Annotated in this window: 21 protein-coding genes; 13 read left to right on the top strand and 8 right to left on the bottom strand. The window is 73.1% G+C overall.

What is annotated here, in order from left to right; genetic code table 11:
• Positions 1–89 precede the first annotated feature (89 nt).
• The 3 genes from ABZ693_RS13635 to ABZ693_RS13625 are packed head-to-tail and all read right to left on the bottom strand — an operon-like array spanning position 90 to position 2,279.
• On the bottom strand, positions 90–746 hold the full coding sequence (locus ABZ693_RS13635) for an ABC transporter (protein WP_359876076.1): 657 nt from the start codon (positions 744–746) through the stop codon (positions 90–92).
• Positions 743–1,585, bottom strand: coding sequence for an ATP-binding cassette domain-containing protein (locus tag ABZ693_RS13630; RefSeq protein WP_359876074.1), 843 nt, complete (start codon positions 1,583–1,585; stop codon positions 743–745). Before ABZ693_RS13630 ends, ABZ693_RS13635 begins: the two co-directional genes overlap by 4 nt.
• A 19-nt stretch (positions 1,586–1,604) precedes the next feature.
• Positions 1,605–2,279 carry an AIM24 family protein gene (locus ABZ693_RS13625; protein WP_359876072.1) on the bottom strand — a complete coding sequence of 225 codons (675 nt, stop codon included), beginning with the start codon at positions 2,277–2,279 and terminating at the stop codon, positions 1,605–1,607.
• 83 nt (positions 2,280–2,362) lie between these two features.
• Here ABZ693_RS13625 and ABZ693_RS13620 point away from each other — a divergent pair, with 83 nt between their 5' ends.
• Entirely contained in the window at positions 2,363–3,112 is a 750-nt protein-coding gene (locus tag ABZ693_RS13620) for a peptidyl-tRNA hydrolase (RefSeq protein ID WP_359876070.1), read from the top strand.
• Positions 3,113–3,328: 216 nt separating this feature from the next.
• A complete protein-coding gene (locus ABZ693_RS13615) occupies positions 3,329–4,750 on the top strand; it encodes a multinuclear nonheme iron-dependent oxidase (protein WP_359876069.1) in 1,422 nt (473 codons plus the stop codon).
• A 25-nt stretch (positions 4,751–4,775) separates the two neighbouring features.
• Here the strand turns inward: ABZ693_RS13615 and ABZ693_RS13610 are convergent, their stop codons facing one another.
• Together ABZ693_RS13610 and ABZ693_RS13605 are read right to left on the bottom strand one after the other, a co-directional pair.
• Positions 4,776–5,795, bottom strand: a complete 1,020-nt coding sequence (locus tag ABZ693_RS13610) for a HEAT repeat domain-containing protein (RefSeq protein ID WP_359876067.1) — start codon at positions 5,793–5,795, stop codon at positions 4,776–4,778.
• A 3-nt stretch (positions 5,796–5,798) separates the two neighbouring features.
• The gene (locus tag ABZ693_RS13605; protein ID WP_359876066.1) at positions 5,799–6,554 is read right to left on the bottom strand and encodes a HEAT repeat domain-containing protein; all 756 of its coding nucleotides are present in this window, start codon (positions 6,552–6,554) and stop codon (positions 5,799–5,801) included.
• Between the two features lie 248 nt (positions 6,555–6,802).
• On the opposite strand from ABZ693_RS13605, the gene ABZ693_RS13600 reads away from it, so the two are divergent.
• A complete protein-coding gene (locus tag ABZ693_RS13600) occupies positions 6,803–8,593 on the top strand; it encodes an alpha/beta hydrolase (protein ID WP_359876065.1) in 1,791 nt (596 codons plus the stop codon).
• A 36-nt stretch (positions 8,594–8,629) separates the two neighbouring features.
• Here ABZ693_RS13600 and hemQ read toward each other — a convergent pair whose 3' ends face one another.
• Positions 8,630–9,343 (bottom strand): hydrogen peroxide-dependent heme synthase, encoded by a 714-nt coding sequence (hemQ, locus tag ABZ693_RS13595; protein ID WP_359876063.1) that lies wholly within the window; start codon positions 9,341–9,343, stop codon positions 8,630–8,632.
• A gap of 17 nt (positions 9,344–9,360) precedes the next feature.
• Complete coding sequence (hemG, locus tag ABZ693_RS13590) at positions 9,361–10,833, bottom strand: protoporphyrinogen oxidase (protein WP_359876061.1); 1,473 nt, start codon at positions 10,831–10,833, stop codon at positions 9,361–9,363.
• A gap of 165 nt (positions 10,834–10,998) precedes the next feature.
• On the opposite strand from hemG, the gene ABZ693_RS13585 reads away from it, so the two are divergent.
• Complete coding sequence (locus ABZ693_RS13585) at positions 10,999–12,195, top strand: DUF4349 domain-containing protein (RefSeq protein ID WP_359876059.1); 1,197 nt, start codon at positions 10,999–11,001, stop codon at positions 12,193–12,195.
• A 6-nt stretch (positions 12,196–12,201) separates the two neighbouring features.
• Entirely contained in the window at positions 12,202–13,575 is a 1,374-nt protein-coding gene (locus ABZ693_RS13580; RefSeq protein ID WP_359876057.1) for an FAD-dependent oxidoreductase, read from the top strand.
• 70 nt (positions 13,576–13,645) lie between these two features.
• Here ABZ693_RS13580 and hemE read toward each other — a convergent pair whose 3' ends face one another.
• Complete coding sequence (hemE, locus tag ABZ693_RS13575; protein ID WP_435842413.1) at positions 13,646–14,722, bottom strand: uroporphyrinogen decarboxylase; 1,077 nt, start codon at positions 14,720–14,722, stop codon at positions 13,646–13,648.
• Positions 14,723–14,813: 91 nt separating this feature from the next.
• Here hemE and ABZ693_RS13570 point away from each other — a divergent pair, with 91 nt between their 5' ends.
• From ABZ693_RS13570 to ABZ693_RS13535, 8 genes are all read left to right on the top strand, one after another.
• A complete protein-coding gene (locus tag ABZ693_RS13570) occupies positions 14,814–15,545 on the top strand; it encodes a DUF3000 domain-containing protein (RefSeq protein WP_359876056.1) in 732 nt (243 codons plus the stop codon).
• A 356-nt stretch (positions 15,546–15,901) separates the two neighbouring features.
• Positions 15,902–16,567, top strand: coding sequence for a response regulator transcription factor (locus tag ABZ693_RS13565; RefSeq protein WP_017242457.1), 666 nt, complete (start codon positions 15,902–15,904; stop codon positions 16,565–16,567).
• Positions 16,568–16,712: 145 nt separating this feature from the next.
• Positions 16,713–17,990, top strand: a complete 1,278-nt coding sequence (locus ABZ693_RS13560; protein ID WP_359876054.1) for a ribonuclease D — start codon at positions 16,713–16,715, stop codon at positions 17,988–17,990.
• Between the two features lie 198 nt (positions 17,991–18,188).
• Complete coding sequence (locus ABZ693_RS13555; protein ID WP_359876053.1) at positions 18,189–19,022, top strand: ferritin-like domain-containing protein; 834 nt, start codon at positions 18,189–18,191, stop codon at positions 19,020–19,022.
• A gap of 93 nt (positions 19,023–19,115) precedes the next feature.
• On the top strand, positions 19,116–20,342 hold the full coding sequence (locus ABZ693_RS13550) for a thiolase family protein (protein WP_359876051.1): 1,227 nt from the start codon (positions 19,116–19,118) through the stop codon (positions 20,340–20,342).
• A complete protein-coding gene (locus ABZ693_RS13545) occupies positions 20,339–22,501 on the top strand; it encodes a 3-hydroxyacyl-CoA dehydrogenase NAD-binding domain-containing protein (RefSeq protein ID WP_359876049.1) in 2,163 nt (720 codons plus the stop codon). Before ABZ693_RS13550 ends, ABZ693_RS13545 begins: the two co-directional genes overlap by 4 nt.
• A gap of 152 nt (positions 22,502–22,653) precedes the next feature.
• Positions 22,654–23,772, top strand: a complete 1,119-nt coding sequence (locus ABZ693_RS13540) for a phage baseplate protein (protein WP_359876048.1) — start codon at positions 22,654–22,656, stop codon at positions 23,770–23,772.
• Between the two features lie 253 nt (positions 23,773–24,025).
• Complete coding sequence (locus tag ABZ693_RS13535; RefSeq protein WP_359876047.1) at positions 24,026–26,032, top strand: hypothetical protein; 2,007 nt, start codon at positions 24,026–24,028, stop codon at positions 26,030–26,032.
• Positions 26,033–26,096: the final 64 nt, after the last annotated feature.

The raw sequence follows: 26,096 nt of genomic DNA, 5'->3' as shown, positions 1-26,096 counted from the left end.
CGCACCCCTTGTCCCCACGCACACCTCGTCGACCGGGGCGGGCGCATCGCGCGCTCTGCCCCGGTCGTCGTGTGCTCCGGAACGGACGTTCAGGCACGCCAGGCCGTGGCGCGGCAGGCGAGGGTCACGGAGGCCGTCGTGAGGGTGAGGGCGAGGAGGAGGGCCGGCCAGGGGTGCGGGGCGGTGGCCGGGGTCGTGCGGGCCGCCGTGGTCAGGGCCGTCAGGGTGGTGCGGGCCGGGGAGCCCGCGGTGACCAGGGCGAGCAGCGAGCCGAGCAGCAGGGCCGCCAGGGACCAGCCGCGGGCCTGGATCAGCGGGCGGGTGGTGAGGGCGCCGACGGTCGTGCCGGTCAGGACGCAGACGGCGGCGGCCACGAGTCCCGCCATCCCCGCCGCGAGCGGGGTGAGGCCGCGCCGGTCGGCCAGGGCCGTGACGGCGAGGACCGTGACGACGCCGACGAGGAGTGCGGCCAGGGCTCCGGTGAGGATCGTGGCCAGGTGGGCACGGGTGCGGCCGGCGGCGGTCGCCGTGACGGCGCGGGCGGCGGGCGGCTCCTGGACGAGGCAGATCCGGACCACCCACGCCGTCACCGGCACCAGGCCCGCGACCGCGTACCCGAGGGAGTCCAGCACCGGGTCCCCGGGGCGGATGCCGACGGCGGCGAAGGCCGCGTACACGAGGAACGGCGCGAGCCAGCGCTGGGAGCGGAGCAGCAGGGCGGACTGATAGCGGATCAACGCCGTCATGCGCGGACACTCTCGTCGTCGGTCGTGTGGGTGCTGGTGCGGAGGGTGTCGATGTGCCAGCCCGCGTCGAGCAGGGCGCGCAGGATGGCGTCGGATTCGGAGGGGGCCGCGGTGACGGTCAGTCGGTCGCCGTCGCGCCGTACGTACGCGGTGGGCAAGCCCTCGGGGACGCCGGTGCCGGCAGTGGCGGTGATGTGGACCCGGAGTTCGGCCACGGGCGGTTCGACGTCAAAACGGGTGACGCGGCCCGCCGCCACCGTCCACACGGCGTCCGGCTCGCCCGCCAGCCGCCTCGGATCGTGGTCGACGAAGAGGACGCGGCCACCGGCGGCGGTCCGTTCCCTCACCGCCTGGTCGAGTTCGTTGCGGGCCCCCGTATCGAGACCCGTCCACGCCTCGTCGAGGACGAGCAGGCCCGGCGCGGCGAGCAGGGCCTGGGCGACGGCGACCTTCTGGCTGCTGCCCTTGGACAGTTCGCCGAGCCGGGTGTCCCGGTAGCCGCCGGCGCCGAAGCGCTCCAGCCACTCCCCCGCCCGCCGCCGGGCCGTACGCCTGTCGAGGCCCTGGATCCGGCCGAGGTGGACGAGGTAGCCGAGGGCGGTGAGCGGCAGGGCGGCGGGGAAGCGTTCGGGGACGTACGCGGTACGGGCCGGGCGGCCGGTGATCCGGCCCTCGCCGGGCGCGTCGAGGCCCGCCGCGAGCCGTAACAGGGTGGATTTCCCCGTGCCGTTGGCGCCGGTGACCCGGGTGAGGGTGCCGGCGGGCAGGTCCATGCCCACCTCGCGCAGCACCCACGGCCCGCGCGGTCCGTAGCGGCGTCCGACGCCCTCGAACCTCATCGCTGATCCCGTACGACGGTCAGTTCGCGGCCTTCTGCGGGGTCGCCTCGCTCGGGCGGACGACGACGAAGCCGTTGCCGTCCAGGCGCAGTTGCACGGCCTCGCCCGAGCCGCCGCGCATCATCGAGCCGAAGGACTGCGAGCGGTGCAGCGAGGTCTGGAGCTGGGCGCTCCAGCCGACGACGGCGTCCGTGTCGACGAAGACCGGCGCCTCCGGCGTGACGGGTATGACGATCGGCGTGCCCTCGCACATCAGGGCGAGCTTGCCGTACCCGGTGAAGAGGCTGTTGAACAGGCCGCCGCCGGTCATGCCGGCGCCCTTCACCGTCTTGATCTCGTAGTGGAGGGTGGCGTCGAAGCAGAGGACGTTGCGGCCGTTGACGGTCAGCGAGTCGCCCTGCTCGATCTCGACGATGAAACAGTTCTGCGCCTCGTGCGCGAACCACGCCTCGCCCTGACCGCGTACGGCCATCAGCGCCAGGCCCTCGCCGGTCACGGCCCGCTTGAGCAGGCCGCCCAGGCCCTGGCTCTTGTGCTCGAACTGCAGATTCCCCCGGAACGCGACCATCGAGCCCTGCCGGGCGTGCATCTCGCCATTGACGGCGTACTTGACCGACTTGGCGTTCTGCAGGGTCATCCCCGGGACCATGGCGGCCTCGGCGAGGTGCTCACTCGCGAACAAATCACTCTTCATGAGAGGCATCCTGTCCCGGAAGCGCCGGTTCCCACAAGAAAACCGGGAGCGGGACCCGGCGGACGCGGTGGCAGACTTGCCGGGTGAGCAGCAGTGACGAAAAGCCCGAGTTCGTTCTCCCCTTGGTGGTACGGATCGAACGCGCCGCGCCCCCGGCCCGTACCGACGCCCTGGAAACGGCCGCCCGCGCGGTCCTGACGATCCTGTCCGACGAACGGTCGCTCGGCGAGGGGCCCTGGGCGCAGGCCATGACGGACTGGCAGGACGCCCGGATCCGCAAGGTGGTGCGCCGGGCGCGCGGCGCGGAGTGGCGCAAGGCGGCGGGGCTGCCCGGCATCACCGTGACCGGTCCGGCGACCGGAGACGGCTCGAATGAGACGGACAAGGCGGATGAAGCGGGCGGGACCGAGAGGCCGGCGCCGGCCGAGGTGCACGTCTTCCCGCCGATCCCGCTGGACGGCTGGCCCAAGGAGCTGGCCAAGCTCCAGGTGTCGGGCACCGACCTCGACGACCCGGCCGAGCCGGGCCCCGTCCCGGAGGGCGCGGCGGTGCTGTGGCTGAATCCGAAGCTCGACATGTCGGCGGGCAAGACGATGGCCCAGGCCGGCCACGGCGCCCAGCTCCTGTGGTGGCGCCTGCCGGACCCGGCCCGCGCGGCCTGGCGCGCGGCCGGCTTCCCGCTCGCCGTCCGTACGGCCTCCCCGGAACGCTGGGCGCGCCTGTCGGCGGGCGACCTCCCGGTGGTCCGGGACGCCGGCTTCACGGAGATCGCCCCGGGCTCGAACACCGTGATCTCGGAGTTCCCGGCCGCGGGCCTCTCGGCCGACGCCTAACCCGGAGAACCGGCCGACGCCTAACCCGGAGAACCGGCCGACGCCTAACCCGGAGAACCGGGTGACGCAGAGTCCCGGCGGGGCTGCCGGGGCCTGTGGGACCGTACACGGCAGCGAACCTCAAATGAAGCTCTGAACGTCTCTTGATCCGGATTCGAACGTTTGGTTCCGGGCCATCAGCTCAGAGACCGCACGGCCGAGAAGGGGGACAACGGCATGGGGGAATCGGGGAAGGCACGCGCGTACGTGGATCTGGGGGTCGGCATCGGGTGGCGGCCGGAGATCGCGGACGCGGTCGAGGCGCTGCCCGGGATCGACTGGGTCGAGGTGGTCGCGGAGAACCTCTGCGTCGACCACCTGCCCGACTCGCTGGCCCGGTTGCGGGCGCGGGGGACGACCGTCGTCCCGCACGGCGTGTCGCTGGGGCTCGGCGGCGCCGACCGGCCGGACGCCGGCCGGCTCGCGGCGCTCGCGCGGAAGGCGGAGGCGCTGGGCGCGCCGCTGGTGACGGAACACGTGGCGTTCGTACGGGCCGGGGGGCCCGTGACCGCGACGCCGCAGCTGGAGGCGGGCCATCTGCTGCCGGTGCCGCGCACCCGGGACGCGCTCGACGTGCTGTGCGAGAACGTGCGGATCGCGCAGGACGCGCTGCCGGTGCCGCTGGCCCTGGAGAACATCGCGGCCCTGATCGCCTGGCCGGACGAGGAGCTGACGGAGGCGCAGTTCCTGACCGAGCTGGTGGACCGTACGGGGGTACGGCTCCTGATCGACGTCGCCAATCTGTACACCAACCACGTCAACCGGGGCGAGGACCCGGCCGAGGCCCTGTCCGGGCTGCCGCTGGACGCCCTCGCGTACGTGCACGTCGCGGGCGGTCTGGAGCGGGACGGGGTGTGGCACGACACGCACGCCCACCCGGTGCCGCGGCCGGTCCTCGACATCCTGGCGGACCTCGCCTCCCGGGTCTCCCCGCCGGGGGTCCTGCTCGAACGGGACGACCGCTTCCCCGCGCGCGAGGAGCTGGCCGCCGAACTCGACGCGATCCGTACGACGGTGCTCGCGGCACGCCCGCGGCCGCTGCTGATCGGCGCGGGCGCCCGGGTCTCGGGCGGTGCGATGCCGCCCGCGGTACCCGTCCACGCCCCTCGGGCCGTGCCGGCCGCGACACCCGTCGCGCACGCCATCCGGCGCGAGCCCGACCCGGCCGGCACCCTGCGCGCCCGGCAGCGGGTCGGGCTCGCGGAGACGGCGCTGCTCTCGGCTCTGGTGGCGGGGACCCCGGTGCCCGAGGGGTTCGACGTCCGGCGGCTCGGGGTGCAGAGCCGGGCGCTCGCGGGCAAGCGGGCCGACGTGGTGGCGAAGGTGGCGCCGGAACTGCCGGAAATCCTGGGCGCGGACTACCGGCCGGCGTTCCTCGCGTACGCCCGTACGCAGCCCATAACCGACGGATACCGGCACGACGCCCTCGACTTCGCCGAGGAACTGCTGGTCTCCGGCCGTCCCGAGGACCCGGCCGCGCGCCGGCTGCTCGTCGCCTGGTGGCGCGAACGGGCGGGCACCCGCCCGCCGGGCCCGGCCGCCCGGCTCGCCCACCGGCTCCGTACGGCGGTGCGGCCGGTCGGCGGCAGAAGGCGGTAGTCACCTGGGGCTCACGCGCGCGGGCTCACGGCCCCGGACGCGTCTGTACGTCCCGCAGCCGCAGCACCGCCGTGGCCGTCAGGGACACTTCCCGGTCCTCGTCGTCGGACAGCGCTTCGAGCGCGCGGACGGCCGCGGGCCCGGGGATGTCGGCGAGCGCCTGGGTGAGCCGCCGGCGCGCCGGGGGTTCCGGGGTGCCGGCGGCGAGGCGGCCGACGAGCGCGGCCGTGATCCGCTCCGCCGGCGCGGCCTCGTGCGCAAGGGCGCCCAGCGCGTCGGCGGCGTCGACGTCGTTGCGGCCCTCGACGATCAGGTCGACGAGGGTCGGTACGGCGTCGGCCACGCCCCGCGCGCCGAGCGCGAGGGCCGCGTACCCGCGCACCACCCCGTCGTGATGCGCGAGGGCGTCGTGGAGCAGGGCGGTCGCCGCGTCGCCCGGGATCTCGGCGAGGGAACGGACGGCCCGGACGCGTACCTCGGCCTCCGTCGCGTCGAGCCCCCGCGCGAGCAGCACGGCCGCCTCCTCGCCCGCGGGGACGAGCGCCCAGCGCAGGGCACCGGCGACGTTCGGGTCCGGCTCCCGCAGGACCGCCTCGACCAGGGCCTCCACCGGTACGGGGACCTCCTCGGCCGCCGACAGGGCAGCGCGCTGCCGCGCCTTCGGGTTCTCCGAGCCCAGCGCCTGGAGCAGCGCGGTGATCTGGAGGACGTCCTCCCAGTCCTCGGGTGCGGCGGCGTCGATCCGGCGCAGCCGCGTGAGCAGCTCCGTCTCCGCCGCGATGCGTTCCCGCGTACGGCGGACGAGGTCGTCGACGAGCCCGGCGGGCGCGAAGCCGGGGTCGTCGAGCGCGCGTCCGACGTCGCGCAGCGACAGGCCGAGGGACCGCAGGCTCTCGATGTGGAAGATCCGCCGGATGTTCTCGGCGGAGTACTCCCGGTAGTCCGAGCCGGTACGGCCGGTCGGCCGCACCAGGCCGAGCGCCTCGTAGTGCCGCAGCATGCGGGCGCTCACCCCGGACCGTCGCGCGACCTCACCGATCAGCACCGTCTACCGCCCCTCCGCCTCGCCCTCGCCCTCGCCCTCGCCTGAACCCGACGCGCCCGAACCCGACGCGCCCGAATCCCCGCCGGCCTGCCCGCCCAGGGCCACGACCCGCTTCGCCTCCTCGATGGCCGAGGCGAATCCGGCGTCCGGGTCGCGCCACAGCCTCACCGTGGCCCCCGCGTGCGCGCGCACGTCGGGATCGGGGTCCGTCTCCGCCGCCGCCAGGAGCGGCAGCATCACCTCGCCGAGCGCGATCAGCGCCCGGCTGAGACTCAGTTGCGTGTCGTGCGCTCCCCACCCCAGCCGTTTCGCCAACTCTACGGCGAGCGCCCGCTCCTCCCCCTCGGGTACGAGCACGGCCGCCGCCCGCCAGGCGGTGCGGGCCACCTCGACGTCGGAGTCCGCGAGCAGCACCGGGGTGATCACCGGCCACGCCCGCCGGTCCCCGATCTTGGACAGCGTGTGCAGTGCCTGGCTCCGCGCCCGCGGCCGGTCCGAGCGGACCTCGGCGACGAGCGGCGGAACCGTCGCGTCGGCCGCGTGGCGGGTCAGTGCCCAGGTCAGCGTCTCCCGTACGGAGAAGTCGGGTTCGACCCGGCACCGCTCGATCAGCGGCGCGACGTACCCCGCGTCGGGGCGCGAACCGATCGCCAGTGCCGCCCGGACCCGGACCGACGCGTCGGGATGCTCCAGCCCCCGGAGCACGGACGCCTTCTTGGCGTCTTCTTCTGGCACGGATGCCGATGCCGACATGGTCATGTGGGCCACCTCCTGCGGCCCAGTGAAGGGCTTGTCACCGTGTCAAGGTCAAGGTCGGACGCCAAGAGCCCGGAACAGCGCACGCCGGGGGCGCGCGTCCCTCCCCGCGCTTCCGCCGCGTGCGGCGTTCCGGGGACAGTGCGGCGACACCCGCCGACGGTGCTTTACAGCGCCGCCCCGGCGGCGAACCCTCCCCCTGGGAGGCGTCTGTCCCGCCCCCGCCGGAAGGTCTCCTCGAAGGATCCCCCATGAAGCCGGTCGCGCTGCTGTTGTCCGCCCTCCTCACCCCGGCCGCCGTCGCCACCCCCGCCGCGGCCGCGCCGGGCGGGCCGGCCCCGTCCGCCGAAAGCCTGGGCGTCGCGGTCGCGGTGCGGGTCGCGGCGGCGCGGGGCATCCGGTTCGGGGCGTGCCCGGCGGCCGAGAAACTGCCGGAGCCGGTGGAGTGCGGGACCGTGGAGGTCCCGCTCGACTACGCGCAACCGGACGGCACCCGCGTCCCGCTGACGGTCAGCCGGGTGAGGGCCGCCGGCCCGGAGGCGAAGCGGCAGGGCGCGCTCGTCTACAACCCGGGCGGCCCCGGCGCCTCCTCCACCTTCTTCCCGCTCGCCGCCGAACTGCCCGTCTTCAAGCGCATCGCCGCCGCGTACGACCTGGTCGGCTACGCCCCGCGCGGCGTGGCCCGGTCCGCGCCGGTGTCCTGCCAGGCCCCGGCCGACCGCCAGCAGGGGCCGTCGCTCGCGCCGTCGGAGCCCCCGGAGGACTTCAAGCGGGAGCGGATCGCCCGCGCCAAGGCGTACGCGCGGGGCTGCGCGGAGCGCACCGGCCCGGCCCTGCGGCACTACCACTCGCTCAACAACGCCCGCGACCTGGAGGTGCTGCGGGCGGCGCTCGGCGAGCGGCGGCTGACGTTCATGGGCGCCTCGTACGGCACGTACTTCGGCGCCCTGTACGCGACGCTGTTCCCGCACCACGTACGCCGGATGGTCTTCGACGCGCCCGTGAACCCGGCGCCGGGCAAGATCTGGTACGAGAGCAACCTCGACCAGTCGCTCGCCTTCGAGCAGCGCTGGGAGGACTTCCGTACCTGGGCGGCCCGGCACGACAAGGTGTACGGGCTGGGGACGACGGCCGCCGAGGTCGCCCGCCGTTACGAGAAGGTGCGCGCCCGGCTCGCCGCGCATCCGGCGGACGACCGGGTCGGGCCGGGGCAGTTGCACCGGGCGATGCTCGCGGCACTGTACGACGACCGGTTCTGGCCGGCCCGGGCGGGCGCGCTCGGGGCGTATCTGAAGGGCGATCCGAAGCCGCTGGTGACCCAGGCCGCTCCCGACCCCGTCGATCCGGAGGACACGAAGGACGCCGATCCGGGGAACGGGACCGCCGTCTACACGGCCGTGGAGTGCAACGACGGCCCGTGGCCGGAGGACTTCGCCGTCTGGGACCACGACAACACCCGGCTCGCGCGCCGCGCCCCGTTCGAGACCTGGGACAACGTGTGGGCGAACCTGCCCTGCGCGTACTGGCCCGCGCCGCGCCAGGAACCGCTGGACGTGCGCACCGGTCCGGGAGTGCTGCCGCCGGTGCTGATCCTCGCGGCCGAACGCGACGCCGCGACACCATACGAGGGGGCGCTCGAACTCCACCGCCGGCTGGCGGGTTCCGCGCTGGTGACCGAGCGGGGTGCCGGGACGCACGGCACCGGAGGCGGCCCCAACGCCTGTGTGAACGGCTATCTGGAGCGCTATCTGCTGACGGGCGAGGTGCCCGACGAGGCGATGGGCGGCGACGGGGCGAGCGCGGAGGAGGAGGCCGAGACGGCGGCACCTCTGGCCGCGATGGGGCCGCACGCGGATCCGTCCGCGTACACGGCCCAGAAGACGCCGGTGCGGCGCGCGTCATGCGCGCCGCACCCGGAGCCGGACCCGGTGTCGCTGGAGCGGCTCGCGAAGGACCGCGAGCCGTCTGATCTTCCGGGTCGAGGGGCCACCCATCCGGCTGGGCGCCGGACGGTGACCTGGTCGGTGATGCCGGAGGACTGAGCTCCGGGGCCCGGTCGGGCCCCGGGGACGTCAGCCTCAGGCCAGGCCCGCCACCAGCTCGGCGACGCTCCTGCGCCGGCCGGTGTAGAACGGGATCTCCTCGCGGACGTGCAGGCGCGCCTCGGAGCCCCGAAGGTGACGCATGAGGTCGACGATACGGTGCAGCTCGTCGGCCTCGAAGGCCAGGATCCACTCGTAGTCGCCGAGCGAGAACGAGGCGACCGTGTTGGCGCGCACGTCCGGGTAGCCGCGGGCCATCTTGCCGTGGTCGGCGAGCATCCGGCGACGGTCCTCGTCCGGCAGCACGTACCAGTCGTACGAGCGCACGAACGGGTACACCGACACGTAGTTACGCGCGGTCTCGTCGGCCAGGAAGGCCGGGATGTGCGACTTGTTGAACTCGGCGGGACGGTGCAGCGCCATGTTCGACCACACCGGCTCCAGGGCACGGCCCAGCTTGGTGCGGCGGAACAGGTTGTACGCGTCCTGGAGCTCGTCGCTCGTCTCGGCGTGCCACCAAATCATGAGATCGGCGTCGGCGCGCAGCCCGGAGAGGTCGTAGGTGCCGCGGATGGTGATGTCCTTGGCGGCGAGCTGGTCGAACAGCTCCTGGACTTCTTCGGCGTAGCCGGCCCGATCCTCGGGAAGAACATCGCGCAGCTTGAAGACGGACCACAGGGTGTAGCGGATGACCTCGTTGAGGTCCTTCGCCTTCTTACCGGCGTTCGGGATCTTTTCGGGCGCACTCATGGCTCTATTCTCGCCCTTCACCGAGAGTGCCCCGCACCGGGGTCGCCCGTTTCCGACGTGGCGATGATCTCGTCCGCCGCGCGCTCGCCCGAAGCGACGCACGCGGGGATTCCGACGCCTTCGTAGACGGCGCCCGCGAGGGCCAGCCGGGGCAGTCCGGCGACGGCGGCGCGGATCCGGTCGACCCGGGCCAGGTGGCCGACCGGGTACTGCGGCAGGCCGCCGATCCAGCGGGTGACGGTGGAGGCGACGGGCCGGGCGGCCAGACCGGTGGCGGCGGCCAGGTCCTTCAGGGAGACGTCGACCAGGTCGGAGTCCTCGCGGTCGACCTGCTCCGCCTCGCCGTAGCGGCCGACGGAGGTGCGGAGCACGAAGAGGTCGGGGGCGCCGTCGGCGATCCACTGCCACTTCTGGCTGGCGAAGGTGGACGCCTTGATGGTGTGGCCGTCGACCGGCGGGACGAGGAAGCCGGAGCCGGGCAGCTCGGGCAGGTCGGCGCGCCGGAAGGCCAGGGTCATCAGGGCCATGGACGCGTACTCGACGGCGCTCAGCTCGGTCGCCGCGGCGGGCGCGAGACCGGCGAGCAGCTCGGCCGCGGGTCCGGCGGGGGTGGCGAGCACGACGGCGCCGGGAGTGAGGACCCGGTCCGGGGTGGTGACCTCCCAGCCGTCGGGGCCGGTGCGGCGCAGGCCGGTGACCGGGGTACGGGTGAGGATCGTGCCGCCCGCGGCGCGTACGGCGTCGGCGACCGCGCCGGGGAGCGTGCCGACGCCGCCCCGGATGCCGGCGAAGGCGGAGCCGCCGAGGCCGGTGCCGAGGCCCGTACCGCCGCCCGCGGCGTCGCTCGGGCCGGCCGCGCCCGCCTGCTGGACGGCGCGTACGGCCTCGGTGAGCGTGGCGTGCTCACGGGCGGCGCGGAACAGCGCGGGGACGGCGGCGCGCATCGAGATGCGGTAGGCGTCGCCCGCGTACACCCCACCGAGGAGGGGTTCGACGAGCCGGTCGACGACCTCGTGGCCCATCCGTTCGGCGACGTACGCGCCGATGGCGATGTCGTCGCCGATCTCGGTGGGCGGCAGCTCGCGGTCGCGGCCGACGCGCGCCACGGCCTCGGCGGACAGCAGGCCCTCGACGGCCCGGCCGTCGCCGGGGACGCCCATGACGTGGCCCTTGGGCATGGGCACGAGCGCGCCGCGGGACCAGACGGAGGCGGTGGTGGTGGCGGGGGCCTGGAGGCGGTCGCCGAGGCCGACCCGCTCGGCGAGCGCGACGGCCTCCGGCCGCCGGGCGAGCAGGGATTCGGCGCCGAGATCGACGGGGGCGCCGGCGATCTCGCCGGCCAGCAGCTTGCCGCCGACCCGGTCGCTCGCTTCGAGGAGGACGACCCGCTTACCGGCCGTGACGAGGCGGTGGGCGGCGGCGAGGCCCGCGATGCCGCCGCCGATGACGACGACGTCCGGTGCGTCCGTTGTCTGCGCGTTCGCGTTCATGGTCCCACTCTCTCAAACCGCTTCGGCGCGCCCGATCCGAGGCCTGACCGTGACCGCATCGCGACCGCCGAAGCGAAACCGGACACCCGCCCCCTCCGTCAAAAAGGCGCCACGACACACCGACGATCGCCTTGGGGGGCCTTGATGAGCAACGGGAACGTGGACATGGGGAAGAAGAGAGCCGGGACGGTACGGGCGGGCGCGGCGGCGACGCTGCTGACGGCCTCGCTGGTCCTGACGGGCTGCGCCGGAGGCGGCACCGCCGACGCCGGGTCGGCGGACGCGAAGGCGGCGGACCGCGGGTACGCCGCCGGGAGCGGGGCCGCCGCCGACCGGGCCGACGGGCCCAGCGCGGGACTGACGGCCAAGCCTCCGGCGCAGGGGAAGGGCGGCACGCCCCGTACCCCGGCGGCGCAACAGCACGTCATCCGTACCGCCGAACTGTCCGTCCGGGTCCGCAGCGTGGAGAACGCGGCGGCCGACGCCCGCCGTGCCGCGACGGACGCGGGCGGCCGGGTCGAGACCGAGACGACGCAACGCGACGACGGCGACGAGGTCTCCTACAGCGACGAGAGTCTGGTCACGTCCCGGCTGGTGCTGCGCGTCCCGCAGGACCGTTACGACGACGTCCTCACCAAGCTCGCGGGTGGCGGCAAGCTGCTGTCGCGCAAGGCGGACGCGAAGGACGTCACCGACCAAGTGGTGGACGTCGAGAGCCGGATCGCGACCCAGCGAGCGAGCGTCGCGCGGGTGCGGGAGCTGATGGACAAGGCGACGCAGCTGAGCGACGTGGTGTCCCTGGAGAGCGAACTGAGCAGGCGGCAGGCCGACTTGGAGGCGCTGCTCGCCCAGCAGGCCTCACTGAAGGACCGTACGTCACTGGCGACGATCACGCTCCTGCTGAGCGAGACACGGACCAGCGCGCCCCCCGCCGAGGACGACGACCGGCCCGGCTTCCTCGACGCCCTGAGCGGCGGCTGGCACGCGCTGGCCACCGCCGTCACGTGGGTCCTCGTCGTGCTCGCCGCGCTCGCGCCGTGGCTGGCGGTCGCGGCGGTCGGGTACGCGGTGTGGCGGTGGCTGGTCCGGCCCCGGCTGCGCCGGCGTGCGCCGGTGGCGACCGGGCACGGGGCGCTCGCCACCCCCGGGCTGCCGCACTGGACGGGCGGCACGCCCGGAACACCCGCATCGCCGGCACCGGCCGCACCTCAGGCACCGGCCGCCACGTCCGGAACGGCCGGAACGGCCGGAACGGCCGGAACGGCCGGAACGGCCGGAACGGCCGGAACGGCCGGAACGGCCGGATCCGGCGACACGGCCGGACCCTCCATGCCCGCACCCGACGGGGAGCCCGCAGAATAAGGCCCCATGAGCGAACGCCTTGTGGTCATCGGCGGGGACGCGGCGGGCATGTCCGCCGCGTCACAGGCGCGCAGGCTGAGGAAGCCCGGGGAGCTGGAGATCGTCGCGTTCGAGCGCGGTCACTTCAGCTCGTACTCGGCCTGCGGCATCCCGTACTGGGTCGGCGGTGACGTCCCCGTCCGGGACGCGCTGATCGCGCGCGGCCCGGAGGAGCACCGCGCCCGGGACATCGATCTGCGGATGCGGACCGAGGTGACCGAGCTGGATCTGCCCGGTCAGCGGGTGCGGACCCGGGACCTGGAGTCGGGCACGGAGGCGTGGACCGGTTTCGACAAGCTGGTGATCGCGACGGGCGCCCGCCCGTCGCGGCCGCCGCTGCCGGGCATCGACGCGCCGGGCGTGCACGGCGTGCAGACCCTCGACGACGGGCAGTCGCTGATCGAGTCGCTGTCCCGGGCGCGCGGCCGGCGGGCCGTGGTCGTCGGCGCCGGGTACATCGGGGTGGAGATGGCGGAGGCGCTGCTCGGCCACGGCTTCGAGGTGACGGTCCTCAACCGGGGCGAGCAGCCGATGGCCACGCTCGACCCCGACATGGGACGCCTGGTGCATCACGCGATGGACGGCCTGGGCATCCGTACGGTCGGATCGTCGGCGGTCACCGGCATCCTGACCGGCGACGACGGCCGGGTGCGGGCGGTCACGACGGACACCGGCGAGTTCCCGGCGGACGTGGTCGTGCTCGGCATGGGCGTGGTGCCGGAGACCACCCTCGCGCGGGCGGCGGGGCTGCCGCTGGGGGCGTACGGGGGTCTGCTCACCGACCTGTCGATGCGGGTGCGCGGGCAGGAGAACGTGTGGGCGGGCGGCGACTGCGTGGAGGTCCTCGACCTGGTGTCCGGCAAGGAGCGGCACATTCCGCTGGGCACGCACGCCAACAAGCACGGCCAGGTCATCGGCTCGAACGTGGGCGGCGACTACGCGACGTTCCCGGGCGTGGTGGGCACGGCGGTGTCCAAGGTGTGCGACCTGGAGATCGCGCGGACCGGGCTGCGGGAGAAGGACGCCCGTGCGGTGGGGCTCCAGTACGTGACGGTGACCGTGGAGTCGACGAGCCGGGCGGGCTACTACCCGGGGGCGGCGCCGATGACGGTGAAGATGCTGGCCGAGCGGCGTTCGGGACGGCTGCTCGGGGTGCAGATCGTGGGCCGCGAGGGTGCGGCGAAGCGGGTGGACATCGCGGCGGTGGCGCTGACGGCCGGGATGACGGTGGAGCGGATGACCGCCCTGGACCTCGGGTACGCGCCGCCGTTCTCGCCGGTGTGGGACCCGGTCCTGGTGGCGGCGCGCAAGGCGGTCGCGGCGGTACGGGCGGCGGGCTGAGGCACCGGGGCCGAGGCGGCGGGCTCAGGGGCTGCTCGCCCCGGCCCGCCGCGCGTACCCACTCAGCGACTCAGCGCGCGGTACGCGTGTGCACGTAGTCGACGAGCCGGGTCAGGGCCTCCGGGTCGGTCGTCGGCAGCACACCGTGACCGAGGTTGAAGATGTGGCCCTCCAGGCCCTCGGCCGCGGCCAGGACCTCGTCCGTCTTGGCCTCGACGGCCTCGCGGGAGGAGAACAGGACGGCCGGGTCGAGGTTGCCCTGGAGCGCCTTGCCGGGGCCGACGCGGCGGGCGGCCTCGTCGAGCGGGACGCGCCAGTCGACGCCGACCACGTCGGCGCCCGCCTCGCCCATGAGGCCGAGCAGCTCGCCCGTACCGACACCGAAGTGGATGCGCGGCACGCCGTACCCGGCGACCGCGTCGAAGACCTTCGTGGAGGCCGGCATCACCGAGCGGCGGTAGTCGGCGGGGGCGAGGGCGCCGACCCAGGAGTCGAAGAGCTGGACGGCGGAGGCGCCGGCCTCGATCTGCACCTTGAGGAAGGCGGAGGTGATCTCGGCGAGGCGGTCCAGCAGGTCGGCCCACAGCTGCGGGTCGCCGTACATGAGCGCCTTGGTGTGCTCGTGGTTGCGGGACGGGCCGCCCTCGACGAGGTAGCTCGCGAGGGTGAACGGCGCACCGGCGAAGCCGATGAGCGGGGTGGCGCCCAGCTCGGCGGTGAGCATGCCGATGGCCTCGGTGACGTACGCGACGTCCTCGGGCGTGAGGTCGCGCAGCCGGGCCAGGTCGGCGCGGGTGCGGATCGGCTCGTCGACGACGGGGCCGACACCGGGCTTGATGTCGAGGTCGATGCCGATGGCCTTGAGCGGGACGACGATGTCGCTGAAGTAGATCGCGGCGTCGACGTCGTGCCGGCGGACGGGCTGCAGGGTGATCTCGGTGACCAGCTCGGGCCGCATGCACGACTCGAGCATGGGGATGCCCTCGCGGACCTTGAGGTACTCGGGCAGGGACCGCCCGGCCTGCCGCATGAACCAGACCGGCGTGTGCGGCACCGCCTCGCGCCGGCACGCCTTGAGGAACGTGGAGTCGTAGGTCTGCGGCTGGTGCTTCGTCTGCTGGCCCGTAGGGCGATCCATGGCGCTCACGCCCAGAATCTTCGCATGTGGCGAGAAGCCGCTCGCCCGGCCCGGGTGTCCCTCCCTGCGCCAGGGCCCCGTTCCGCCTACTCTTCCCCGCATGGCTGCGGCTCAGGGACATTCTTCCGATCATTCCGACGGCATTCGAGGGACAGAGACGGGGACGGGGAAGACGGCGGGTGACGACAAGGTGAGTGCCACGGAGGCCGACGCGGTGCCGCCCGCGTTCCGGCGGGCGGTCGAGGGGCTGCGCGCGGTGCGGCTGCGGCCGGAGATCGAGGCCGAGCCGACCCGGCCGCCGCAGCGGCTCGCCCCGCACGCGTACGCGCTGGAGGCGGTGGTCGTCGACGGCGACGAGGACCTCGCGGACGGGCGTCTCGTGCTGCTGCACGACCCGGCCGGGCACGACGCCTGGAAGGGGACGTTCCGGCTGGTCACCCTGGTGCGGGCGGAGCTGGAGCCGGAGATGGCGGCGGACCCGCTGCTGCCGGAGGTGTGCTGGTCCTGGCTGACCGGGGCGTTCGAGGCGCGCGGCCTCGCGTACGAGGAGGCGAGCGGCACCGTCACGATGGCGGGCTCGCACTATTTCGGGGGGCTCGCGGAGCGCGCGCCGGCGACGCAGATCGAGATCCGGGCGTCGTGGACGCCGCGGGAGGGGCAGGGCGGGGTGCCGGACACCGGGGCGCATCTGGAGGCCTGGTGCGATCTGCTGTGCCAGGTCGCGGGGCTTCCGCCGTCGTCGCCGGAGCCGCCGAAGGGGCCGGGGGCGGGGACCACGTCCGGCGCCGGGGTCGTCTCGCTGCCGCAGCGGCGGGGCCCGCAGCAGCCGTAGCCAGGGGACGCAAGCACACGGCGGCACGGGGGCAGAGGGACAGAGGGGACCGGGGGGACACACCGGGTTCGGGAGACGCGGGGCGCGGGGGCGCGACACGCCCGGGCGGCGACACGCCCGAGCGATGCTTTTCGGACACTTTCGAGCGAGGGTGGGCCGCAGAACGGCATGAGGCTCGTACGATGATCGATCGCGCGTCCGATTTGCCCCCCTTGTCGCTCACCAAATCGTGATCTTTCCCTAAAGGCGGGCCGTCCGGCTGCCGAAGGAGTCAATGACCCCTTCACAGTCGGGTCCGCCCCCCGGCTTCTTCCCCGAGCCGGCTCCCGTCCCGCACCTTCCCCCCAGGAGGTTTGGTGTCCGTTCTCCTCGAGCAGCCCGCAAGCCTGGTCGCCTACCGCCCGAACAAGCCGACGGCCATGGTCGTCGTGGCCGACCCACGCGTCCGTTCCACCGTCACCCGTCATCTGTGGGCGCTCGGTGTACGCGACGTCATCGAGGCGTCATCCATCGCGGAGGCGCGTCCCCGCGTCGGCAACCCACGCGACATCTGCGTCGCCGACGTCCACCTCCCCGACGGCAGCGGGCTGACCCTGCTGTCCGAGACCCGCGCCGCGGGCTGGCCCAACGGCCTCGCCCTCTCGGCCGCCGACGACATCGGCGCCGTGCGCAACGCGCTGGCGGGCGGGGTCAAGGGATACGTCGTCACCGGTACGCGCACGAACATCGGGCACCCCACCCGCCCCGGCGCCGCCCCCATCGGCTCCGCGGCCGCCCGCCTCGGCCACCGCCGCCCCCCGGGTGCCCCGAGCCACCCGGGCGGCTACCGCGAGCTCTCCGGCCGTGAGGTCGAGGTGCTGCGGCTGGTGGCCGAGGGCCAGTCCAACAAGGCCATCGGCGTGTCCATGGGCCTGTCGGCCCTGACCGTCAAGTCCCACCTGGCCCGGATCGCCCGCAAGCTGGGCACCGGCGACCGGGCCGGCATGGTCGCGGTCGCCCTGCGCACCGGGATCATCCACTGAGCGCGTACCCCCGCCCCACCCTGCGCGTCAGCAGGTGAAGAACGTCGAGCGCCCGTCGACGGAACGTTCCCTCTGCCCGGTCGGCCCGGGCCGAACGGGACCGTTCCCTCGATGGGCGCTTGCCATGGACGGATACCCTTGACAGGTGACCGAAGCCCAAGACACCGCGAGTGACACCGCACTACGAACCACCGGGGGCGCCCCCTCGGACGACGAAGTCCCTGCGCACGGGCTGCCGACCCCCCTGCTCGAACCCCGCGAGGGCATCCCGCCCGTCGTCGCCGGCGAGGACGCCCTCGCCGACGTGATCGCGGCCTTCGCCGGCGGTCGCGGCCCGGTCGCCGTCGACGCCGAGCGGGCCTCCGGATACCGCTACGGGCAGCGGGCCTATCTCGTCCAGATCCGCCGCGAAGGCGCGGGCACCGCGCTGATCGACCCGGTGGGCTGCCCGGACCTCTCCGGTCTCGGCGAGGCGCTGACCGGCACCGAGTGGATCCTGCACGCCGCGACCCAGGACCTGCCGTGTCTGCGCGACATAGGCATGCGGCCCTCGCGGCTCTTCGACACCGAGCTGGCCGGCCGGCTCGCCGGCTTCCCCCGGGTCGGCCTCGGCGCGATGGTCGAGTCCGTCCTCGGGTACGCCCTGGAGAAGGGCCACTCCGCCGTCGACTGGTCCACCCGCCCGCTGCCCGACCCCTGGCTGCGCTACGCGGCGCTCGACGTCGAGCTGCTCGTCGACCTGCGCGACCAGCTGGAGCGGGAGCTGGACCGGCAGGGCAAGCTGGGCTGGGCGCTGGAGGAGTTCAGCGCCATCGCGTCCGCCCCGCCCGCCCCGCCCCGCAAGGACCCGTGGCGCCGTACGTCCGGCATGCACAAGGTACGCCGGCGCCGGCAGATGGCGGTCGTACGGGAGCTGTGGACGGCCCGCGACAAGGTGGCCCAGCGGCGCGACGTCTCCCCCGGCAAGGTGCTGAGCGACGCGGCGATCGTCGAGGCCGCCCTGGCGCTGCCGCCGAACGCGAACGCCCTGGGTTCGCTGCCCGGCTTCGGGCAGCGGATGAGCCGGCGCCAGCTGGAGCAGTGGCAGGCGGCCGTGGACCGGGCCAAGGCGCTGCCCGAGGTGGAGCTTCCGCAGCCCGGCCAGGCGCTGGCGGGTCCGCCCCCGCCGCGGGCCTGGGCGGACAAGGACCCCGCCGCGGCGGCCCGGCTGTCCGCGGCCCGCGCGGCGGTCTCGGCCCTCGCCGAGCAGCTGCACCTGCCGCCGGAGAACCTGATCACCCCGGACACGGTCCGCCGGGTGTGCTGGGAGCCGCCCGCCCCGGCCGATCCGGACACCATCGCCGCCGCCCTGGCCGGGCACGGCGCCCGTCCCTGGCAGATCCACCTGGTGACCCCGCTCCTCGCGGCCGCTCTGGCGGGCTGAGGACACGGCGGAACCACACGAGGCCCCTGACGCTCCGGCGCCGGGGGCCTCCGCCGTATCCGCGCGGGCACGTCACGGAGGCACGTATCCCCGCATAGGCGGACGCAGGTGTCCCCGCTCCCCCGGTTCATGTCCCGGTTCTGTCACCGCTGATCCGGATCTCTAGGGGCCGCTCCTCGCGCCGCCTAGTTTTCGAACATGCTCAAAAACAGGCTCACGCATCAGGCCCACCCGGCACACCCGGCACACTCGGCACACGACGACCGCGAGGACTACGCGGACTGGGTCGCCGCTTTCCACACCGAGCGGCGGCGCCGCGACACACTCGGCGATCCGTCCTGGGAGCAGGGCTCCCGGCTGCCCGCGGCCCTGGTGCGCAGTATCCAGCGCTTCGAGGTCGGCGAGGGCGGCGACGGCGCGCAGCTGCTGGCCAAGGCCCGGCGGGCCGGGATACCCGGGTACGGCGAGGCGGCGGCCCTGTTCGTCGCCGAGGAGCGCAATCACGCGCGCATGCTGGCACTGCTGCTGTCGGCGGCCGGGGCCGGGACGCTGGACGGGCACTGGACGGACACCGTGTTCGTCCGGCTGCGGCGGACGCTCGGACTGCGGACGGAGGTGCTGGTGCTGATGGTCGCGGAGGTGGTGGCGCTGCGGTACTACCGGGCGCTGCGCGACGGTACGGACGATCCGCTGACCGCGGAGGTCGCGGGAAGGATTCTGGCGGACGAGGAGCGGCATGTGCCCTTCCACTGCCGGCGGCTGCGCGCGGATCTCGGCCGCCGTCCGCTCCCGGCGCGGCGCGGGACGACCGCCGTCTGGCGGGGGCTCGTGGCCGGGGCCGCGCTGGTCGTCGCGTACGACCACGGTCCGGCGCTGCGCGCGCTCGGGGTCTCCCGTACCGCCTTCTTCCGGGACGTCGTCCGCTCCTGCGGCCCGATGGCCGCCATGATGGACGGCCGGCTTCCGGTGCCGGAGCGCGGTGTGACCTTCGCCGCTCCCGGCCCCGGGGGTGGGCAGCTTGGTTACTCGTAAGTAGCATGGGGGGAGCAAGCGCGCGCTTAGGCGCGTGTCCGGGCCGCGCGCCCGCAGCTGCAGTGCCATCCCGCACCCTGGAGGAGAGCCATCGTGCCTCGTACCGTCAGGGACGTCGTCTTCGTCGACGGCGTCCGTACCCCGTTCGGCAAGGCGGGCCCGAAGGGCATCTACCACGAGACCCGCGCCGACGACCTCGTCGTCAAGGCCATCCGGGAGCTGCTGCGCCGCAACCCCGGTCTCGACCCCGCCAAGATCGACGAGGTCGCCATCGCCGCGACCACGCAGATCGGTGACCAGGGCCTGACCCTCGGCCGCACCGCCGGCATCCTGGCCGGTCTGCCGCAGTCCGTGCCCGGCTACTCCATCGACCGCATGTGCGCCGGCGCGCTGACCGCCGTCACGACGACGGCCGGTTCGATCGCCTTCGGCGCGTACGACGCCGTCATCGCCGGTGGTGTCGAGCACATGGGCCGTCACCCCATGGGCGAGGGCGTCGACCCGAACCCGCGCTTCGTGTCGGAGAAGCTCGTCGACGAGTCCGCCCTGTTCATGGGCATGACCGCCGAGAACCTGCACGACCGCTACCCGAGCATCACCAAGGAGCGCGCCGACGCCTACGCGGTGCGCTCGCAGGAGAAGGCCGCCAAGGCGTACGCCGACGGCAAGATCCAGCAGGACCTGGTGCCGATCTCGGTGCGCCGCACCTCCCCGGAGGCCGGTGAGACGGGCTTCGGTCTGGTCACCGCCGACGAGCCGATGCGCCCGGGCACCACGATGGAGAGCCTGGCGGGCCTGAAGACGCCGTTCCGCGTCCACGGCAACGTCACCGCGGGCAACGCGGCCGGCCTCAACGACGGCGCCACCGCCTCGATCATCGCCTCCGAGGACTTCGCCCGGGAGAACAACCTCCCGGTGAAGATGCGCCTCGTCTCGTACGCCTTCGCCGGCGTCGAGCCCGAGGTCATGGGCTACGGCCCGATCCCGGCCACCGAGAAGGCGCTGGCCAAGGCCGGTCTGTCCATCTCGGACATCGGTCTCTTCGAGATCAACGAGGCCTTCGCGGTCCAGGTCCTCGCGTTCCTGGAGAACTACGGCATCGCCGACGACGACACCCGCGTCAACCAGTACGGCGGCGCGATCGCGTACGGTCACCCGCTCGCCTCCTCCGGCGTCCGTCTGATGACGCAGCTGGCCCGCCAGTTCGAGGAGCAGCCCGAGGTCCGTTACGGCCTCACCACCATGTGCGTCGGCTTCGGCATGGGCGCCACGGTCATCTGGGAGAACCCGAACCACAAGGACGCCGGAGGCAGCAAGTGAGCACCACCACTGAGCTTCTGAAGGGCGCCGCCGAGCTCTTCCCGGACGAGGTCGTCACGTCCGCCCACGTACGGCACTTCGAACTCCCCGCGACCGGGTCCGATAGCGGCTCCGCCGCGGGGGGCCGGTTCGCGCTGATCACGCTGGACAACGGTTTCGACCACACCAAGCCGACCACCTTCGGCCCGCAGTCCCTCGGCAACCTGAACAAGGCGATCGACCAGGTCGAGGCCGAGGCCGCGAACGGTGAGATCGTCGGCGTCGGCATCACCGGCAAGCCGTTCATCTTCGCCGTCGGCGCCGACCTCAAGGGCGTCGAGCTGCTCAAGCGGCACTCCGACGCTCTCGCCATCGGCAAGGGCGGCCACGACGTCTTCAAGCGTCTGTCCGCGCTGGCCGTGCCGACCTTCGCGTACTACAACGGCGCGGCCATGGGCGGCGGCGTCGAGGTCGGTCTGCACTGCACGTACCGCACCGTCTCCAAGGCCCTGCCGGCCTTCTCGCTGCCCGAGGTCTTCCTCGGCCTGGTGCCCGGCTGGGGCGGCTGCACGCTCCTGCCGAACCTGATCGGCCCGGAGAAGGCCGTCTCGGTCGTCATCGAGAACTCGCTCAACCAGAACCGCCAGCTCAAGGGCAAGCAGGTCTTCGAGCTCGGCATCGCCGACGCGATGTTCGAGGGCGCGGACTTCCTGGAGCGCTCGCTGGTGTGGACCGCGCAGGTCCTCAAGGGCGAGATCACCGTGGAGCGCCCGGAGATCGACCGCGGCGAGGGCTGGGACGCGGCCGTCGCCAAGGGCCGCGCGATCGCCGACTCCAAGGTGCACGGCGCCGCCCCCGCGGCCTACCGCGCGCTCGCCATCATGGAGGCCGCCAAGGACGGCGACCTGCAGAAGGGCTTCGACGCCGAGGACCAGGCCCTCGCGGACCTGATCATGGGCGGCGAGCTCCGCTCCGGCATCTACGCCTTCAACCTGGTGCAGAAGCGCGCCAAGCGCCCGGCCGGCGCGCCGGACAAGTCGCTGGCCCGCCCGGTCACCAAGGTCGGTGTCGTCGGCGCCGGTCTGATGGCCTCCCAGCTCGCCCTGCTCTTCCTGCGCCGCCTCGAGGTGCCGGTCGTCCTGACCGACATCGACCAGGAGCGCGTCGACAAGGGCGTGGGCTACGTACACGGCGAGATCGAGAAGCTGCTCGGCAAGGGCCGCATCAACCAGGACAAGGCCAACCGTCTCAAGGGCCTGGTCTCCGGTGTGCTCGACAAGGCCGAGGGCTTCGCGGACGCGGACTTCATCATCGAGGCCGTGTTCGAGGAGATGTCCGTCAAGCAGACGGTGTTCGCGGAGGTCGAGGCCGTCGCCCCGGCGCACGCGATCCTCGCCACCAACACCTCCTCGCTGTCCGTCAGCGAGATGGCGTCGAAGCTGAAGCACCCCGAGCGGGTCGTCGGCTTCCACTTCTTCAACCCGGTCGCGATCCTCCCGCTCCTGGAGATCGTGCGCGGCGAGCAGACCGACGACGCCTCCCTGGCCACCGCGTTCGGTGTCGCCCGGAAGCTGAAGAAGACCGCGGTCCTGACGAAGGACGCCCCGGCGTTCGTCGTGAACCGCATCCTGACCCGCTTCATGGGCGAGATCCAGAACGTCATCGACGAGGGCACCCCGGTGGCCGTGGCGGAGAAGGCGGTCGAGCCGCTGGGTCTGCCGATGTCCCCGCTGGTGCTCCTGGAGCTGGTCGGCCCGGCGATCGGTCTGCACGTCTCCGAGACCCTGAACCGCGCCTTCCCGGAGCGCTTCAAGGTCTCCCCCAACCTGAAGGCGGTCGTCGAGGCCGGCAAGCGCGGCTTCTACGTCTACAAGCCGGAGAACGGCTTCAAGCCGGAGCTGGACCCCGAGGTCGCCGCGCTCCTCAAGCAGGGCGACAGCGTCCTGACGGAGGAGCAGGTCCGCGACCGCGTCCTGGACGCGGTGGCGCAGGAGATCGGCCTGATGCTGGACGAGGGTGTCGTCGCCGAGGCGCAGGACATCGACCTGTGCCTGATCACGGGCGCCGGCTGGCCCTTCCACCTGGGCGGCATCACGCCGTACCTGGACCGCGAGGGTGTCTCCGAACGCGTCAACGGCAAGCGCTTCCTGGCGCAGGGCGTGGCGAGCGTTCCCGCGTAAGCAGGCCGCCGCACAGCCTTCGGGTGTCCGTCCCTCACCTCGTGAGGGGCGGGCACCCGTTCGTGTGTCCGGGCGCGTCTCCCCTGGTGTCCCCCGCGCGCAGCCCCGGCCTCTCGTTCGGGATTCGAGCGAAGATGCCAGAATGGCGCGTCTTGTCCTCGACAGAACGGCCCCGCACCATGGCGCACCCCGGTTCCGGCTCCACCCGCCGCACCCTCCTCGTCGCGGGGGCGGCCTCGTTGGCGGTGGGCGGTCTGGCGGGGCTGGCGCTGTGGGCGGACGACGAGACCACGAAGGACGCGAACGCCCCGGCGGGGCCCGCGATCGCGGGCTCGTTCGACATCGCCCGGCCCACCCGGCTGTGGCGGCCGACCGCGCTGAACGACACCACCGGTCCGCAGTCGCTCGCGTTCGACGACACCACCGGTGACGTGTACGTGGTGCAGCAGGCCCAGGGCGGACTGCGGCTGCGCGGCGAGAAGGCCCCGGTGGACGCGGCGGAGCGCAAGCGCGCCGGGGACCTGTGCGTCACCCGTTTCTCCGGCTCCGGCGAGCAGCTGGGCCGGATGTATCTGCGGGGCTTCGGGCACGGCGTCTCGATGGGGGTGCAGGCCGCGGGCCGGACGGTGTGGCTGTGGGTCGAGTCCCGGGCGCGGGGGAAGACCGCGTACGGACAGGCCGTCACCCGGGTGCCCTTCGAGGACGGGGCGGTACTCGACGACGCCGACCGCTCGGTGCGCCCCCGGTTCCTCGCGCCCCGGGGCAGCCTCCGGGTCCATCCGGCGGTCGACCCGACCACGGGCCGTCTGCTCGTCGGTTATCTGGACGCCGACGGAAAGGCGCACGGCTATTCCGTGCACCGGCTGCGGGACGTCCTCGCGGGCGACGAGACGCCGTTGTGGCGGATCGACGGAGCCGCTTACCTGGAGAAGGCGACATTCCAGGGCTGCACCCTCCACGGCGATTACATCTACCAGCTCACCGGGAATCCCTACAGCAAGGCGGACGGCCGCAATCCGCGTGATTCGGGGGGAAACACCTTCATTTCCGCCCTCGATGTCCGCACCGGGCGGCCGGCGGGCCGTCAGCTCGTTTCCGTCGACCCCTCGCTCCGCTTCCGGGAACCCGAGGGAATCGCCGTCCGCGCCCACCCTGAACCGCTGCTGTGCATGGGTTTCTCGGTGAAGACCACCGACCGGCGGAAGCTCGCCCTCTACGGCTTCGACCCCCGGAAGGGCGGAAAGGGCCGAAAGGCAGGCAACGCTTCGTAGGCGTCCCGCCACCATGAGCGAGGGTTGTACGCGCCCCGGACACTCTTCCGCCATGTTTCGATAACTATTCAGCGACGAGCCGCATGGTTCTCACTTCGCATCCACCCCACGCTCGCCCTCCTGTCTGTCTTGCCTATACTTTGCGAACGCTTTATGGCGTCTTCACAAGTCGACGGTCACGTCCCCACCGTGGCGCGGTTTCGGCGCGGAGTGACAACGCGTCACTGAAATCGGCAGGAGGGGCCTCACGGCCATGAACAAGCAGCGTCGTCAAGCCTTGCTGGGTGTCCTCGTCTCGAGCGCCCTGGTGTTGAGCTTCCTCGCCATGATGGCCGCGGTCGTGCTGCCGTCGGTCGAGTTGTTCGCCCTCGCGGCGGCGGTCAGTTATCTGTCGGACCTGATGCTGCACAGCGCGCAGTCGCCCACCCTGGAACGGCTGCGCGACTCCCGCTTCGGTCTGACCATCCGCTTCATCATCCGCCAGTTCCTGCTGCTGGGACTGTGCGGCGCGATGACGGACATCGACTCGTTCGTGGCCCAGATGACCGCGGTGGGGCTGCTCCTGCTCTTCGTGCTCCAGCTCGCGTACGGCGCGCTGCTCAAGCACGTCCGCAAGAAGCGCGCCGAACTGCCGTACACGACCCGCGGCCTGGACATGGAAGTCCTGGGCATCCGGCGCCTGCCGTCCCCGTTCCTGATGGACAAGCACGTCCGCAAGACGCTGCACCTGGACATCCCGCTGTTCGCCGGCGCGCTCGCCACCATGGCCACCGACAACTGGCGCTACGTCACCTACGGCGGCATCCTGTCGGTCTCCGTCGCCTACCTGGCGCTGCTCGTCCTGCTGCCCGGCGCCCGCAACGCGCTCATCCTGCCCGACACCGACCACGCCATCGACCTCCTCAACGAGGAGCTGCGCCGGTACCGTCCGCAGGTCGCCCTGTACTTCACGTTCGCGGCGATCTCCAAGGACTTCATGTACCAGGTCAACATGTGGCTGGAGTCGCTGGAGGCGCTGGACCTGCGGCCGGTCATCATACTGCGCGAGCGGGCCACCCTGCGCTACCTGGACGCCACCGCCGTGCCGGTCGTCTGCGTCCCGAAGGCCGAGTACCTGGCCCGCGTCGAGATGCCCGAACTGCGCGTCACGCTCTACCCCGGCAACGCCGGCAAGAACGTGCACATGCTCCAGCGCCACGACGTCAAGCACGTCTTCATCGGTCACGGCGACAGCGACAAGGCCGCCAGCAGCAACCGCGTCAGCAAGGTCTTCGACGAGATCTGGGTGGCCGGCCGGGCCGGCCGCGACCGCTACGAGCGCATCAAGCACGCCGTACGCCCCGAGCAGATCGTCGAGGTCGGCCGTCCGCAGCTGATGTCCCTGCACCGCTGGACCGGGCAGGTCAGCCAGCCCGTCCCCACCGTCGTCTACGCGCCGACCTGGGAGGGCTGGACGGACGACGCCTGCTACACCTCGGTGATCCCGGCCGGCGAGAAGCTGATCGAGGCGCTGCTCGCGCACAAGCGGCAGCTGCGCGTCATCTACAAGCCGCACCCGCTCACCGGTTCGCGCTCGGCCGCCGCCGGCGCCGCGCACCGGCGCATCATCGCCCTCCTGGAGGCGGACAACGCCCGCCGCTTCGGCAAGCGGATGACGGAGTCGAAGAGCGCCGCGAAGAAGCTCGCGCGGATCGACAAGCTCATCGCCGAACTCTCCGAGCGCGGTGTCCGGTCCAAGTTCCCCGACCTCTCCGAGGCCGAGCGCACCGCCCGGATCCGGCGCCACCGCAACCAGGCCGGCGAGCTGTACTGGAGCGCCGTGCCGGACGGGGCGCACCACGTGGTGCTCGACCGGATCCCCGCGCTCAACGACTGCTTCAACCACTCGGACCTGCTCATCGGCGACATGTCCAGCGTGATCTCGGACTTCATCGCGACGCGCAAGCCGTACGCCGTCTTCAACCTGGAGGGTCTGCCGGACCACCAGTTCCGCGACGAGCAGCGCACCGCGTACGCCTCGTACCTGCTGGACCTGGACTGCGACGGGCTCGACGCCGCGCTCGACGCGATGCTCGACCCGAAGAAGGACATCATGGCGGCGTACCGCGAGCAGTTGAAGGACTACCTGCTCGGCCCGGACTACCCGCCGTCCGTGGTCCGCTTCAACGCGGCGGCGAACGACCTCTACGCCCGCGGCCTGGCGGACTTCCCGATCGAGTACCCGGATCCGGAACCCGATCCCGCGCAGGCCCGCGTCTAGCGGCTCGCCCCCGCCCGGGCCCCGTTGCCCGGGCCCTCGACTCACCTCCACGCCCGGCCCCCCA

Source organism: Streptomyces laurentii, from assembly GCF_040635425.1.
GTDB classification, from domain to species: Bacteria; Actinomycetota; Actinomycetes; order Streptomycetales; family Streptomycetaceae; genus Streptomyces; species Streptomyces laurentii.
The sequence above is the reverse complement of the archived record's forward strand: the minus strand, read 5'-3'. Positions and strand labels throughout refer to the sequence as shown.